The following is a 15,397-nucleotide window of genomic DNA, read 5'->3' on the forward strand; positions in this document are numbered from 1 at the left end:
TCCCATATCGGCCGCGGCCGCGCGATCCTCGCCGGAAATCGGGCGCCGTTCATCGCATGGCACCCTCTTCGCGCATGCCGAGGAAGAATCGCCGCGTCACGGCAAATCGTGCGAAAAGCCGATGCAAGGCGAACCCTGCGACCACCGCCACGATCACGATGACCGGCCAGCTGGTCACGGATTGGAGCAGGCTGAAAAAAAGCAGATGGGTGTACATGATCGTCAAGGACGCGCGTCCGATAGCGGCGACGCCGGGAACCGAAATCGCCGACACGCAACAGGTGACGAAAATCGCGGCGGCGGCGGCAAGGGTGGACGCCGGGAACGGCCCGTAGCGCAGATATTTATACTCCACCCGTCCGATGTGGGGCGCCAGCAGGAAAAAGACGGCAATCACCAGCGCAAGCACGACGATCGTCTTCCAGCCCGGCTCCAGCGACCGGCCAAGGCCGACATGGTAGCCGGCGGCCGCGAAGGGCAGGGCCATGGCAACGGTCAGCAAGCCATAGGGATTATAGGCGACCGCATCGCCGAGCAGGAACGCCGCGCCGGCCATGGCGGCCAGGACGACGGCCTGCAGCCGGACGGACAAGCGAACCACCAGATTGAGGAGCAGCAAGGTGGCGAGCAGGGCGGTGGGGAACCAGAAGGTTCCGAAGGCTCCCACCAGAAGATTGCCGCCGAGCAGGAAATGCAATGGGCCCGGGATGACGAGGTCGAGCTTGAAAGCCAGATTGGCCGTCGCCAGGCACGCCGTCACGAGGAGCGCGAAGGCGATATAGGGGAGCAGCATCGCCTGCACCTTGGCCAGCACCCGGTCCCGGCCGGTAAATGGTTTGAAGGTCACGCCCGACAGAAAGAAGAACAGCGGCATGTGAAAGATCAGGATGTCGAGGACCAGGCGGTCGACGCTGCTGACATGGCCGATGACGACCAGGATGATGCCATAGCCCTTGGCGCGATCGACCCAGGCAGCGCGCGGTGGCGGCACCGGCCTTTCCCCTGTCGTCGCCCGTTCCACTATCGCCGTCCCATGCCAGCACCCGAAATCACCGCGCGCATCGCCCGCTCGATCTCTTTAGCGAAGAAACCGAAGTTATATATATCGAGCGCTTCGCGCGGAGGTGCCTTCGCGGCCAGCGTCGCTTCGACGCCCGCGGCGACGGCGGCGCGATCGCCGGGATCGACGAGCAACCCCAATTCGCCGTCGATCAACGCGTCGCGGCCGCCATCGAGCCGGCTGCCCATCACAGGCACCCCGCAGGCCAGCGATTCGAGGAAGACGATGCCGAAGCCCTCACCGCGGCTGGGCATAGCGAACGCGTCAGCCAGCCTGTAATGATCGAGCTTTTCGCCGCGCTCGATAAATCCGGCAAAAATCACCCTGTCGGCGACGCCCAAATGCGCGGCAAGGTCGATCAGCCGCTGCTTGTCGGGACCCTCGCCCGCGACAAGGTAGCGCAGGTCGGGCCGGCTGCGCTTCAGGTCCGCCATCGCCTGGATCATCTCGTCGATGCCCTTGTGGCGGTCCCACCCCGGCAGGCGGGCGAGCGTCATCACCACCTGCTTGCCGGCCAGCCCATAGCGTTCGATCAGATAGTCCGGTTTCGGCCCGGGCGTGAAATCCGACAGCTCGACGCAATTGTGGATGATATGCATCGGCACATCGGGCAGCCAGCCCCGCATGCGATCCTGCGTCGTCCGGCTCACCGGCCAGATCTCCGTCACCCGTTCGGTGGCGCGGAGTCGCGAAGGGCCGGGCTTGTCCCAGACCTCGATGCCGTGCGCGGGCAGGACCACGGGAATCGCAAGCCGCCGGGCTGCCTCGATCACCAGGGGCACGAGGTTGATATGCCCGACGAAAATCAGGTCAGGGCGCCATACGAGGCAATAGAAGAGGGCCTTCAGCCCGAAGATCGCCTTGTCCGCCGCCGCGACGGAGAGCTGCCCGCGACAGACGATCCGCATCTCGGCGCCGTCGATCCCGCGCAAGGCGTCGGCGACGTTGCGGTTATACTGCGCGATGCCGCTCGCGGCCTGATAATCCTCGTTGAGAAGCAGGAGTATCTTCATCGGCGATCGCCCGCGCTCACCGCCCCGACAGCTTCATGATCTCGGCGAGCAAGCTGCTCGCGCGATCGTCGAAATGCGCCCGGATTTCCAGGGTACGCCGCCGCGCCGCGGCACGGACGCCGTCCGCTTCGGTCGCCGGCATCGCCAGAAGATTTTGCGCCTTCGCCAGCATTTCGTCGGGATTGGCGAAGTAGAAGGCATCGCGCCCTTCGACGAAAAATTCGCGATGCTCGGAGCTGTCGGGGGCCAGCAATATGCCGCCGACCGCGGGCACTTCGAAGCTGCGCAAATTGTGCGACCCTTCGTTGTGCGGGCGGAACATGTTGAGCTGGAACCGGTAGCGCCGCAGGATACGCAGCATGGCGATATCGCGCTCGACCGGATAGATCCCCAGCATCGGGCCGGGTTTCACGAATTTCTCCCAGCCCCAGCCGAACACGTCCATCGCCACGCCATTCTCGGTGAGCAAGCGGATCGCGGCGGCGCGTTCCTCGTCGGGATTGGCGTTGAAGCAGCCGCGCAGCACCTCGGCCTCGGTCGCGAGTTCGGTGTAGAGATCGTCCGCGACCGCATGGCCGAAGGGCACCACCGCGACATCGAGCGAAGGATAGGCCTCCGCCAGTTCGCGTGCGATCGGGCCGCTGTAGGTCACATACAGGTCATAGGCAGGGATGCTGTCGCGCACATTGGCATTGCCCGCGCCCGCGAGGAAAAAGCGAAAGGGATGGTCCGAGCAGTAATTGACCAGCTTCACCCCGCGCGCGGCGATCCTGCGGAGCAGGGCTGGGGGATAATCGACCCCTTTGAAGACGATCAGCACATCGGGCTTCGCCGCATCGACCGCCGCCAGCAGCTGCTGCGCCGCTTCGGATCCCAGCGCGCGCCGGATGCGCCGCACCATGCGGCCGATCAGCGACACCGGCGCCTCGCCGACATCGTAAGTGACGACATCGGCACCGGCCTTGACCATGCCGCGATGATAGCAATCCGGAACCGCCCAGAAATTGCCGCTGACGGGGGTCAATATCTTCATCGCTCGCCCCCGGCGCCGACCGTCATACGCTGCAGGACCGGGCGAAACTGCTCCTCATAGGCCCAGTCGGCGAGCATCCGCTGGCGCGCGCTTTCGCCCATCGCCCGCACCGCGTTGCGATCGGCACCCAGGCGGCGGAAGGCGTCGGCGATCGACGCCGCATCGGCGGGGTCGCAGGCGACCGCGAAGTCGGGCTCGACGAACATCTTGTGCCAGTCGGGACCCGGCCCGACGATCAGCGCCTGCCCCTGGCCGATCGCATCGAAGGTCTTGTTCGATGCGCCCGCCATATGGCGGAGGTTTACGTCGCTGGCGTCCGCCGGCAACGCCGCGAAGGTCACGTCGTAGTCGCGCAGCGCGAGCAGTAACTCGTGATAGGGCATCGCGTCGCGGATCAGCAAGCGGTCGGCGCAGCCCCGCTCGGCGGCATGGGCGCGCAGCCGGTCGTTATGGCCACGCGACGATACGGTCTCGTAACCGATCAGCGTCAGCTCGATATTGGGCACCGCGGCGAGCGCGTCGATCAGCGCCAGCGGCACGCGCTGGATATTGATCGACCCGGCATAGACCACGCGCACCGGACCTTTCCCGACAGCGTCGCGCGCCGGGCCGACTTCGTCGCGGCACGGGGTGTTCCACGCGGTGATCGGGGCGTGGGCGGGCGCCAGTCCAGCTTCTTTTGCGAGCAGCGCGGCGCGGTCGCTGTTCGGCAGCACGACGGCCCGCGCGCGGCGCGCCATCGCGTTGCGCGCGTTCCATTCCATCCGGCTGCGCAGCGAGGCGCCGGGGGCAGGGGAATCATGCTCGTGATAGACGATGCCGCCGCGGTGCAATGTGCGGAGCGGCGCGCAGGTCAGCGCCGCCGTCGCATCGGCGATGTAGAGCCAGTCGGGCTTCCAGCCCCCGACGAGCGCCACCGCCCGCGCGGCAAATCGCAGCGGCGTCAGTCGGCCGAACGGCACCCAGTCGCAATGGCCGGCAAGGTCGCCCGCGACGGCCAGCGGATCGCCGTCGCCAAAATCCACGCCCAGATAGCGGACCTCGTGCCCTTCGGTGCGCCAGAGGCGCCCGGCGCGCATCGCGGCGGGAAAGGCTCCCGGATTGGCATATTGAATATAGAGGATTCTCATGTCGCGGGCGCGGGGTGCCTAGACGGCGATCCCGTAGACATCGACCGGTGCGGCATCCTGGAGCCGCTCCAGGACAAAGGCCTCGTCGCGGATGTAGAGGCTGTTGTTCGCCGAATGCACCGGCGCCTGCGACAGGCGCCGCGTAAACGGATCATAATGCCGCTGGACGAAGCCGTGCCCGGCCAGCATGTCGGCGACATCCTGCGTCACCGTCTCGACCTCCACCGCCCTGAGCTCGGGCGATGCCAGCGTCCTTTGCGCGCCGGCGACGACCGCCGGCTCGTGCCCCTCGACGTCGATCTTGATCAGCAGCGGCACGCGCCCCGCCAGCACCGTGTCGAGCGTCGTGCCATGGACGCGCACCGCGCCCGGGGTGTCGGCGTTGGCGACATGGTTGATCGTGTCCATGCCGCTGGTGAACCACAAGTCCTGTTCGCGGTCGCCGAGCGCGCTGGTGTGCACCGCGACCCGCGCGCCGACGTCGTTCGCGGCGATATTGCGCGCGAGCGTGGCGGCGGTGTTGGTGTCGGGCTCGAAGGCGATGACCTCGGCGCCCGAAACCTTCGCCGCGAGGATGGTGAAGCTGCCGATATTGGCGCCGATATCGACGAACAGGTCGCCCGCGCGCAGCATGTGCAATACGAAGCCCATGTCGGCGAACTCGTGCAGCCCGAAATAGACATTGCCTGTCGCGCCGGTCATCCCGCGCTCGACCACCAGCCGGCTGCCACCGACCCAGTCATGGACGCGCGGCCCGCCGATCAGCCGTGCTCTGAGCTGCCAGCGCGCGATCCGCGCGAGCGTCCGCAGCCGCTGCCGCTCGCCGATCGGATGCGCCATTGCATAGCGGACGAGCCGCGCCGGCGAGAAGCCGCCCATCAGGCGACCGGCTGCAGCAGCACTTGCTGGAACTCGGCCTGGAACGAGGTCGAACCAAAGCCCGCAGCGGCGGTCAGGCTGACCCAATAGTTGCGGCACGCGCCTCCGGTCGTGAAATCGGCCGCCGACGGCACCACGCCGCGCGCAAATTTCACGCTGGCGAGCACGCCGGTGCCGCCCGTTTCGGCGCAGGCGATCTGCCATACCGCCGATGCATCGTCGTTGCTGGTGACGAGCCGTCCCTTCGCGCTCAGCCGATAGGTCCCGGGCGCCAGCTGCACGAGCTGGCGCGCGACGACATTGGGGCGTTCCTCGTCCGAAACGACCACCAGGCGATTGGCCTTCGCGCCCTTTGCGATGTCGGAGCCATAGGCCGATTCGCGGACCAGATGCCAATCGATCGGCGGGAAGGGCCCCTCTTCCTCGAAGCGGGCGTTGTGCATCAACTGCCGGTCGCCGTCGGCCTTGCTGTCGATCGATCGCGCATAGTTTCGCGCGGCGTCGAAATCCTGCTGGCCCACCATCATCCCGATCAGCGTGCGGTCGAGCTCGGCATAACTCGGCGGCAAATCCTTGCGGATCGGCAGGATGACCTGCGCCAGCGGCGCGGCCTTCTGCTTGGTACCGATATAATAGCCGAGGAAATTGGGCAGCCAATCGGGGTTGGCGCGGAACAGGCGGGCGAATTGCGGCCGCATGTCGGGCTCGGACATCGCCTTGCCGAGGATGGGGAACAGCATCGCCTGGCTGCGCAGCGAGGTGCGCAGCGACGCGTCGACGTCGGTCATCGCCAGGTCGATGCGCCCGCGCTTCACCGCATCCTCGATCAGCCAAAGATTGGCGACATGGTCGCGGCGCGTCAGATAGGTCGCGGCCATGATCGCGGGCTTCACCGGCTTGCCGCGGCGCGCATTGTCGAGGCCGATCATCCGGTATGCCGAGGCGATCGTTGCGTTGCCGCCCAGCGCCTCGCGCGCCAGCGCGGCCGCCGCGCCCGTCTGGCGCGCGTCGCCGGTGACATAGACCATGTCGTTCGCGACCTGCGCCTTGGCGCTGGCGTTGAAGGGGTTCAGCGACACCGCGCGCGCGGGATTATAGACCGCCATGACCGTCGACGCCGAGAACAGCGTGACCAACAGCCACAGGAGGAACATCGCCGCACCGTAGAGCAGGAAGCCCCGGGCCGGAAGCCGCGGTCCCTGCCGCGTCCCCGTCCTGCCGATCTTCCTGCCTCCGACTGCGGCCTTACTCACCCGGCTGCGCGTCGGCATAGCCATAGCCATATTCATATCCATAGCCGTAATAGGCGCGCTTCTCGTCGAACTTGGTCAGCACGACGCCCAGCAGGGTCGCCCCGGCGCCGCGCAGGCGCGCGAGCGAGTAGCGGATCGCGTTGGTGCGCGCACCCTCGGCCTCGACGCAATAGACGACGCCTTCGACCTTGCTCGCGAGCAGCGGCGAGTCGGCGAGGCCCAGGACCGGCGGGGCGTCGAGCACGACATGCTGGAAATGCTGCGACAGCGCCGCGATCAGGTCGACGATGCGGTCGCTCGACAGCAGTTCGGCCGCGTTGGGCGGCATCGGCCCCGCGGTGATGAAGGGCAGGTTGTCGGACTCGTCGTGGCGAACCATCGACATGATGTCGTTGTTGCCCGACAGGAAGTTGCTGGTCCCCGCACCGTTGGCGACCCCCGCCAGGCGGTGCACCGACGGCGAGCGCAGGTCGCAGTCGACGACGACCGCGGTGCGCCCGATACGGTGGAGCGACAGCGCCAGCGCATAGGAGGAGGTCGACTTGCCTTCGCCCTTGCGCGTCGAGGTGCACATGAGCGACCGCGGCACGCCCTGCGTGGTCGAGAAGCGCAGCGCGGTCTGCACCGACAGATAGGCTTCCGACTGCGACGACTTGCGGTCGCGCACCTCCTCGATCGCCAGCTCGTTGTCGGTGTCGGGAATGACGCCGAGCAGCGGCAGCTCGGTGACTTCCTGCGCTTCCGCCGGGTCGCGGACCGTGGTGTCGATCTGCGCGAGGATGACGGTGAGCAGCGCGGCAAGCGCAAGGCCGATCAGTAGCGCGGTGAACATATTGTTCATCAGCTTGGGGCTCGACGGTCCGCCGGGTTTCAGCGCGCGATCGACGATCGCGACATTGTTGGTGCCGACGCCGCCGGCGATGCCGACTTCCTTGTAGCGCTGAAGCAGCCCGTCATAGAGTTCGCGGTTGGTATCGACCTCGCGCTGCAGGATGCCGTATTGGACGCTGCGCCGGCGTTCGTCGACCAGGTCGGTCCGGGTGCCGCCGACGCGCGAGCGCAGTTCCTGTTCGCGCGAGACCGCGGCGTTATACGCGGCGCGCGCGGCCGCGATGCTCGATCCGCCGACCTGGCTCTGCTCGGTGGCAATCGCGCGATCGACTTCCTTGATCTGGCGGTCGAGCGCCTGTGCCGGCGGATAGTCGGGCTGGAAGATGACCATCAGCTTGGCATATTCGGCCTGCAGCTCCGACTTGCGCTGGCGCAGGTTGGCGACGCTCGGGCTGCCGCTCGCGGTCGCCGACGCCTGGCCGGTCGCGGCCTTCAACGTACCCTCGGTGGCGATACGTTCGATCGTCGCCTTGTTGAGCGCGTCGTTGAGCGCAACGAGGTCGGTCGCGGTGATCGAGCGCTCGACGCTCGGCGCCTTGGGGTCGGCGCTGTCCGACTGCGCAATGGTGAGGATGCCCTGCCGTTCGGCATAGCTCATCATCTCGCGCTCGGCTTCTTCCATCTTGCGCTTCGTGATCCCGAGCTGGTCCTCGAGGAAGCGGCGGGCGTAGGACGCCGAATCATAGCGGCGCTCGAGATTGGCGGAGATGAAATTCTCCGCCCAGCTGTTCGCGACTTTCGCCGACAGCTCGGGGTCAGGCGTCGATACCGAAATATCGACCAGCGCCGATCCGACGACCGGCTTGACCTGGACGACGCCGCTCAGGCGGCTGGCGACGCTCCGCGTCGCAGCGTCGAGCTCGGCCTTGGACATCACGCGCAGCGACGACGGCGGCGCCTTGCCGCCGAAAGCGGCGAGATAAGCGGGGTCGCGGGCGAGATTCAGGCTCTTCGCCACGCGTTCGGCCTGCGACCGGGCGCGCAGCAGGTTATATTGCGTCTGGTAGAATTCCTGCTCGACACGGCCGCCGCGCTCGGCCTCGACGCCGGTCATGTTGAGCACCTTGGACTCGGTACGCGAAATCTCGATCCGGGCGGTGGCGGTATAGATGCGCTCAGCGAGCATCGTATAGATGGCGCCGGCGACCAGGCAGGCGATGATCGTTCCGATGATCACCCATTTCCAGCGCAGCGCGACGCGCCAATATTGCAGGATCCACGGCATCGCCGTCGCGAAACCGCCGGCCTGCCGAGCGGGATCGCTCTCTGTGGTCTGGCTCGCCGGAACGGGCAACATCGGGGATTTTGGAGTTGCGTCGGTCATGGAATGGGTTCGAACTTCCTGAAAATCTATCGAATGAGGGCGACGAGGGGCGACACCAGCAGCGGGGTCGTCGCCAATATGTCCTTGAACAGGCGGCGCGCCGGCGAATCGCCGACCACCACGACGTCGTTCGCGAAGACTTCGGGATCGTCGTACATGCCGGCCCGGATCGCCTTCAGATTATAGAGTGCCGCCATCCGCTGTCCGCCGACGGTGCGAAAGATCACGACGTCGTCGAGCTTGGCGAACTCGGTCGTTCCCTTGGCGAGCGCGACCGCGCGCATCAGCGACATCTTGCCGACCACCGGATAGAGGCCGGGCTGCATCACCTGTCCATCGACCGTGAGCACCTGGCTCACCGATTCGGTGACATTGACGCTGACGTCGGGGCGTCGGACGAAGCGCGTGAGCCTTTGCTCGATCGCTTCGGCGAGTTCGGCGCTGGTCTGGTTCGATGCCTTGATCTGGCCGACCAGCGGCAACTGGATCATGCCCGCGGCGTCGGTCTGGACCTGCTTGCTGAGGTCGGGGACGCCATAGACGTCGACGCTCAGCCGGTCGAACGGACCGATCAGATAGGGGCGCGTTTCGCCGACCAGGTCGCTGCCCGACGGCGCGGGCAGCGAATTGCCGTCGGTGACCTGGAGCGTCGGTGTGCTCGCGAGTTGCGGGCGGCTGCCACAGCCGGCCAGCAGGCTGGCGGCGAGCAGGCTAGCGATAGCCAAACGAAAGTTCACCGAAACATCTTCCCTTTTTTGTCTGCCCGCTGCCTGCGAGGGACTAGCCCGCCCGCCCGGCAAAGGAAACCGCAAAATCAATCCTGTCGCACCCGCGCCGACGCCTTAGCGAAACCCCGCAGCGCTTCGCTGACCCTTGCGGCGAGCCGTGGGAATGTCGGGGCGGCGATAGAGCAGCACCGTCGCCAGCGTCGCCATCGCTGCGAGCGCAGGGGTGCGCAGCGGATAGTCGACGAGGCTGGCCGCCGCGAAGATCGCGAGCATCATCAGCGCGGCGACAATCCCGACACGGTCGGTCGCCGCCGCCTGTTCGTCACGCCAGCCGCGTGCGGCCGCGCGCCAGACGATGAACCCCCAGCCGATCAGCAAGCCGAGCGCCGGCAGCCCGCCGTCGATCAGCAGCTCCAGATAGTCGTTGTGCGCATGGTTCAGATATTGAAGCGACAACAGGTTCACCGGCTCGGCAATCTTGTACGCGGCCTCGAAGCTGCCGAAGCCGCCGCCGAAGGGCGCATAGTGCCAGATCATCGCGTTCAGCGTCGGCAGCACCGCAAGGCGCAGATCGGCCATCACGTCGCCTTGGTCGAGCCGGTCCATGAAGCCCGCGCCGAAGATCAGCATCGCGATCGCGCCGGCGAGCGTGCCGACGATCGAAGCGAGCAGGGTGATCCGCACGATATTGCCCGCCGACTCGGTGCCGACCGCGGCGCCGCGCATGCGGTAGAGCAGCAGGCTGGCCGCGAGGAAGCTCGCGCCGCCGATCGCGAGGCCCGCGCGCGAGCCGGTGGCCATGATCGCGAGCATCACCGCCACCCCGCCGAGCACGCCGAGCAGGATCGCGGCATGGCTGCCCGCACGGTCGTTGCGGCCGTGGATGAACCACAGGAGCAGCGGCCAGTAGAGCGCGAGAAACACCGCATGATGGTTGCGGTTGGCAAAGAAGCCGACCGCCGCACCGACATTGGTGATGCGATGGAAATAGGGCGCGCCTTCGCCGCCGAGCAGCTGCAGCACGCCCATGACGGCGGCGACGGCGAGGAAGGCGAGCAGCCGCAGCGGCAAGGCCCGCAGGCTCGAATCCGACGTGCGTCCGACGAGCAGGACGACCGCGAGCGGCACCAGCAGGTCGAGCAGCGAATGGATCGCGCGGCCCGGCGACAGCGCCAGCGGCCGCCAGCCGATCTCGATCCCCGCCGCGGTCATCCGCGTCGCGAGCTCGCCATGCCCCGGCAGCGCCGACCACAGCCCCGCGGGCAACGGAATCAGCTGGACGAGCATCCACCCCGCGGTCGCCGCAAGCAGGAGCAGCAGCGGGCGATAGCGGTTAGTGAGGCGGCTCCGCCGGCTCTCGTCCCACCAGCCGGGCAGGGTGATCGCAATGGCGATCACCGCGAGCGTACGCACGATCACGAGCCCGACGCCGTCGACCCGTGCCGAGCCGCCGAACAACAGGATTGCGATCAGGAAAACCGCCAGAAACCAGCGGTCGAACAGGGACTCCCGGGAACGCGACATTCAGACTTCCATTATTTTCATTGCTCGCGGCTTTAGGCAGGAAATGACGGGAGCGCCACCCCCAGAGGGTCAAATCGACCAGTAACGCAGGGCTGTAACGGCTACGTCGCCTTCGGGCTTCCACATGCGCTTGAGGTCGGCGACCAGCCCGCCCGGGCGCAGCATCGCGGCGAGGTCGGCGGATTCGAGCGCACGGAAGCCATCGTGACGCACCGCGCCGACGATGCAGTCATAGGCGGCATCTGTCGGCATCAATGCCAGTTCGAGCCCATATTCGTGCCGCGCCTCGGCGGGGTCGGCGTGCGGATCGTGCACCGCGACACGGTGGCCGCGGCGGCGCAGCGCCTCGACCAGGTCGATCACCTTGCTGTTGCGCAGGTCGGGGACATTTTCCTTGAAGGTCAGCCCCAGGATCAGGATGTCGGCCCCGGCCTTGCCCAAGGCGCGGTCGACCTCGCCCGCCATCCATTTGGCCATGCCGTCGTTGATCGCGCGGCCCGACAGCACGACCTGCGGGTCGATGCCGAGCTCCTGCGCGCGGTGGCTGAGATAATAGGGATCGACCCCGATGCAGTGGCCGCCGACCAGCCCGGGCTCGAAGGGCAGGAAATTCCATTTCGTCCGCGCCGCGTCGAGCACGTCCCACACCGAGATGTCGAGCGCCGAGAAGATTTTGGTCACTTCGTTCATGAAGGCGATGTTGATGTCGCGCTGGGCGTTCTCGATCACCTTCGCCGCCTCGGCGGCGCGGATGGAGCGGGCGCGGAACACCCCGCCGCTCGTCACCTTGCCATAGACCGTCGCGAGCAACTCGGTGACCGCTTCATTCTCGCCCGCCAGCACTTTCATGATCTTGTCGACACTATGTTCGCGGTCGCCCGGGTTGATGCGCTCGGGCGAATAGCCGAGGAAGAAATCGGTGCCGCGCGTAAGGCCCGACAATTCCTCGATCATCGGCCCACAGATGTCCTCGGTCACCCCCGGGTAGACGGTGCTTTCATAGACGATCGTCGGCGTCTTCGCCGGATCGATCAGCGCCGCGACGGTGCGCGTCGCGCTGCGCACCGGCGACAGGTCGGGGCGATTGTCGGCGTCGATCGGCGTCGGCACGGTGACGATATAGAGATCGGCCCCGCGGCAATCGCCGGCATCGCTGGTCAGTGCCAGCGTCGAGGCGCCCAGCGCCGCGGCATCGACCTCGCCGGTGCGGTCGTGGCCGTCCAGCAGCTCGGCGATACGCGCACCATTGCTGTCGAGCCCGACAGTCTCGAAATGTTTCGCGAGCTGGACCGCAAGCGGCAGTCCGACATAGCCCAGCCCGACGACGACGATCTTCATGCTATCCGAGTTCCTTGGGGGAGTTGGGGGCGGGGCTCAGAGCCCGTGATATTCGCGGTACCAGGCGACGAAATTGGGGATGCCGACGTCGATCGGCGTCGTCGGCTCGTACCCCAGGTCGCCCGAGATCGCGCCGATATCGGCATAGGTCTCGGGCACGTCGCCGGGTTGCAGCGGCGCCATTTCCTTGATCGCCTCGCGCCCGCAGGCCTCCTCGATCAGCGAAATCATCCGCGTCAGTTCCTCGGAGCGGTTGTTGCCGATATTATAGAGCCGGTGCGGCGCGACGCTGCCGCCGGCCTTCACTTCGCCGTCGTCGGGCGGCGGATGAGCGATGCACGCCGCGACGCCCGACACGATATCGTCGATATATGTGAAATCGCGGCGCATCGCCCCGGCGTTGAACACCTGGATCGGCGTGCCCTCGAAAATCGCCTTGGTAAAGATCCACATCGCCATGTCGGGGCGGCCCCACGGGCCATAGACGGTGAAGAAACGCAGCCCGGTCAGCGGGATGCGATAGAGATGCGCGTAAGTCTCGCTCATCAGCTCGTCGGCCTTCTTCGTCGCGGCATAGAGCGACATCGGATGATCGACGCGGTCCTCGACGCGAAACGGCATCACCTTGTTGCCGCCATAGACCGACGAGGAGGAGGCATAGACCATCGGCACGCCCCGCTCGCGCGCGACTTCGAGCAGGTTGAGATGCCCGACGAGGTTCGCCTGGACATAGGCGCGCGGGTTCTCGATCGAATAGCGCACCCCCGCTTGCGCCCCCAGATGCGCGATATCGGCGAATTTCAGATCGGCGAGCGCCGCGTCGAGCGCCTCGGCATCGGCAAAATCGACCTGGCGGAAGGCGAAGAGATCGCCATATTCTTCGGACAGCCTGGCCAGCCGCGCGCGCTTCAGCGCCGGGTCGTAATAATCGTTGACGATATCGATGCCGACCACCGGTCGGCCTTCGCCCATCAGGCGCCGGGCGAGGTGGAAACCGATGAAGCCGGCGGCGCCGGTGATGAGCACGGTCAAACCCTGTCTCCTGTTGCCGAGCGCCGCGATAGCCATGCTGGTGCATCGCAACAAGGGCGAAGTTTCAAGAGCAAGGGTGAACAGCCGGTTGACTTCGGACGCGCGGCGCGGAAAGGGGAGGCCGCCCCGAAACGACGCGCGGACCGCCCTTCGGCGCCGCCTCCAATATGAGGACCAACGGCTTGTCCGGACAAGAAAAGATCGCCCTCATCACCGGGATCACCGGGCAGGATGGCGCCTATCTCGCGCGGCTGCTGCTCGAAAAGGGCTATGTCGTCCACGGGCTGAAGCGCCGCTCCTCCTCGTTCAACACCGGGCGGATCGAGGATATCTATCAGGACCCGCATGTCGAAAATGCGCGGCTGCACCTCCATTACGGCGACCTGACCGACAGCACCAACCTGATCCGGATCGTGCAGGAAACGCGCCCGACCGAAATCTATAACCTCGCGGCGCAGAGCCATGTGCAGGTGAGCTTCGAGACCCCTGAATATACTGCGAACAGCGACGCGATCGGCACGCTGCGGCTGCTCGAGGCGATCCGCATCCTCGGAATGGAGAAGACGTGCCGTTTCTATCAGGCCTCGACCTCGGAGCTCTACGGCCTCGTCCAGGAAGTGCCGCAGCGCGAAACCACGCCCTTCTATCCGCGCAGTCCCTATGCCGCGGCCAAGCTCTACGCCTATTGGATCGTGGTCAATTACCGCGAAGCCTATGGCATGCACGCGTCGAACGGCATCCTGTTCAACCATGAAAGCCCGCTGCGCGGCGAGACCTTCGTGACGCGCAAGATCACCCGCGCCGCCGCGGCGATCAGCCTCGGGCAGCAGGACCGGCTCTATCTCGGCAACCTCGACGCCAAGCGCGACTGGGGCCACGCCGCCGAATATGTCCGCGGCATGTGGATGATGATGCAGCAGGACGAACCCGACGATTATGTCCTCGCGACCGGCGAGACCACCCCGGTGCGCGATTTCGTGCAGTGGGCGTTCGAGGATGTCGGCATCGCGCTCGAATGGCGGGGCAAGGGGGTCGACGAGAAGGGCTATTGCACCAGGACCGGCGCCTGCATCGTCGAAGTCGATCCGCGCTATTTCCGCCCGACCGAGGTCGACCTCTTGATCGGCGACCCGTCGAAGGCGCATCAGAAGCTCGGCTGGCGTCACGAAACCTCGGTGCGCGAACTGTGCCGCGAAATGGTCGCTGCCGACCTCGCCGCCTACAAGGCCGGCACGACCCCGGCGCATGACTGAGGCGTTTTCGCTCGCGGGCAAGCGCATCTGGGTCGCGGGGCACCGCGGGATGGTCGGCAGCGCGCTCGTGCGCCGGCTCGCCGACGAGAATTGCGAAGTCCTGACCGCAGGGCGCGACACGCTCGACCTGCTCGACCAGGCGGCGGTGCGTAGCTGGACGGCAAGGGAAAAGCCCGACGCGGTGATCCTCGCCGCGGCGAAGGTCGGCGGCATCCTTGCCAACGACAGTTTTCCGGCGGATTTCCTCTACCAGAATCTCGTCATCGAAACGAATATCGTCGACGCCGCACACCGCGCCGATGTCGCGAAGCTCTGCTTCCTCGGCTCGTCGTGCATCTATCCCAAGTTCGCTGAACAGCCGATCGTCGAGGAGGCTTTGCTCACCGGCCCGCTCGAACCCACCAACATATGGTATGCGATTGCCAAGATCGCGGGGATCAAGCTCGCGCAAAGCTATCGCCGCCAATATGGCGCGGACTATATCTCGGCGATGCCGACCAACCTCTATGGCCCCGGCGACAATTTCGACCTGAATTCGAGCCATGTGCTGCCCGCGCTGATCCGCAAGGCACATGAAGCCAAGGTCTCGGGCGCCAAGACGATGACGCTCTGGGGCAGCGGCACCCCGATGCGCGAATTCCTTCACGTCGACGATTGCGCCGACGCCTGCGTCTTCCTGATGAAGGCCTATTCGGACGCCGGGCATGTCAATGTCGGATCGGGCAGCGATATTGCCATCGCCGACCTCGCGCGCCTCGTGATCGAAGTCGTCGGCGCCGATATCGCTATCGAACTGGACCGGTCGAAACCCGACGGCACCCCGCGCAAGCTGATGTCGAATGCGAAGCTCGCCGCCATGGGCTGGTCGCCGAAGATCGATCTCCGTGAAGGCATCGCCGCGACGTACGACTGGTTCCTCGCGCACCACGCCTGACGCGC

General features: G+C 66.3%; 13 protein-coding genes. 2 read left to right on the forward strand and 11 right to left on the reverse strand.

Features of this window, described 5'->3' with window-relative positions:
* Positions 1-49 precede the first annotated feature (49 nt).
* From AC1RNQ_RS18545 to AC1RNQ_RS18595, 11 genes are all read right to left on the reverse strand, one after another.
* A complete protein-coding gene (locus AC1RNQ_RS18545; RefSeq protein WP_493173519.1) occupies positions 50-1,021 on the reverse strand; it encodes an acyltransferase family protein in 972 nt (323 codons plus the stop codon).
* Positions 1,021-2,073: a glycosyltransferase family 4 protein gene (locus AC1RNQ_RS18550; RefSeq protein WP_493173521.1), complete on the reverse strand. Its 1,053-nt coding sequence runs from the start codon at positions 2,071-2,073 to the stop codon at positions 1,021-1,023. The genes AC1RNQ_RS18545 and AC1RNQ_RS18550 overlap by 1 nt, the downstream gene beginning before the upstream one ends.
* Positions 2,074-2,089: 16 nt before the next feature.
* Positions 2,090-3,106 carry a CgeB family protein gene (locus AC1RNQ_RS18555; protein WP_493173522.1) on the reverse strand — a complete coding sequence of 339 codons (1,017 nt, stop codon included), beginning with the start codon at positions 3,104-3,106 and terminating at the stop codon, positions 2,090-2,092.
* Positions 3,103-4,236, reverse strand: a complete 1,134-nt coding sequence (locus tag AC1RNQ_RS18560) for a glycosyltransferase (protein WP_493173524.1) — start codon at positions 4,234-4,236, stop codon at positions 3,103-3,105. Before AC1RNQ_RS18560 ends, AC1RNQ_RS18555 begins: the two co-directional genes overlap by 4 nt.
* Before the next feature lie 18 nt (positions 4,237-4,254).
* The gene (locus AC1RNQ_RS18565; protein ID WP_493173526.1) at positions 4,255-5,115 is read right to left on the reverse strand and encodes an FkbM family methyltransferase; all 861 of its coding nucleotides are present in this window, start codon (positions 5,113-5,115) and stop codon (positions 4,255-4,257) included.
* The gene (locus AC1RNQ_RS18570) at positions 5,115-6,368 is read right to left on the reverse strand and encodes a hypothetical protein (protein ID WP_493173528.1); all 1,254 of its coding nucleotides are present in this window, start codon (positions 6,366-6,368) and stop codon (positions 5,115-5,117) included. The genes AC1RNQ_RS18565 and AC1RNQ_RS18570 overlap by 1 nt, the downstream gene beginning before the upstream one ends.
* Entirely contained in the window at positions 6,361-8,583 is a 2,223-nt protein-coding gene (locus tag AC1RNQ_RS18575; RefSeq protein ID WP_493173530.1) for a GumC family protein, read from the reverse strand. Before AC1RNQ_RS18575 ends, AC1RNQ_RS18570 begins: the two co-directional genes overlap by 8 nt.
* Positions 8,584-8,609: 26 nt before the next feature.
* The gene (locus AC1RNQ_RS18580; RefSeq protein ID WP_493173532.1) at positions 8,610-9,320 is read right to left on the reverse strand and encodes a polysaccharide biosynthesis/export family protein; all 711 of its coding nucleotides are present in this window, start codon (positions 9,318-9,320) and stop codon (positions 8,610-8,612) included.
* A gap of 105 nt (positions 9,321-9,425) precedes the next feature.
* Positions 9,426-10,835 (reverse strand): O-antigen ligase family protein, encoded by a 1,410-nt coding sequence (locus tag AC1RNQ_RS18585; protein ID WP_493173534.1) that lies wholly within the window; start codon positions 10,833-10,835, stop codon positions 9,426-9,428.
* A gap of 69 nt (positions 10,836-10,904) precedes the next feature.
* On the reverse strand, positions 10,905-12,173 hold the full coding sequence (locus AC1RNQ_RS18590; RefSeq protein WP_493173536.1) for a nucleotide sugar dehydrogenase: 1,269 nt from the start codon (positions 12,171-12,173) through the stop codon (positions 10,905-10,907).
* 36 nt (positions 12,174-12,209) lie between these two features.
* The gene (locus tag AC1RNQ_RS18595) at positions 12,210-13,205 is read right to left on the reverse strand and encodes an SDR family NAD(P)-dependent oxidoreductase (protein WP_493173538.1); all 996 of its coding nucleotides are present in this window, start codon (positions 13,203-13,205) and stop codon (positions 12,210-12,212) included.
* A gap of 167 nt (positions 13,206-13,372) precedes the next feature.
* On the opposite strand from AC1RNQ_RS18595, the gene gmd reads away from it, so the two are divergent.
* Entirely contained in the window at positions 13,373-14,458 is a 1,086-nt protein-coding gene (gene gmd / locus AC1RNQ_RS18600; protein ID WP_493173540.1) for a GDP-mannose 4,6-dehydratase, read from the forward strand.
* On the forward strand, positions 14,451-15,392 hold the full coding sequence (fcl, locus tag AC1RNQ_RS18605) for a GDP-L-fucose synthase (protein ID WP_493173542.1): 942 nt from the start codon (positions 14,451-14,453) through the stop codon (positions 15,390-15,392). Before gmd ends, fcl begins: the two co-directional genes overlap by 8 nt.
* Positions 15,393-15,397 lie beyond the last annotated feature (5 nt).

It is taken from the genome of Sphingopyxis sp. GW821-FHT12F08, from assembly GCF_058806755.1.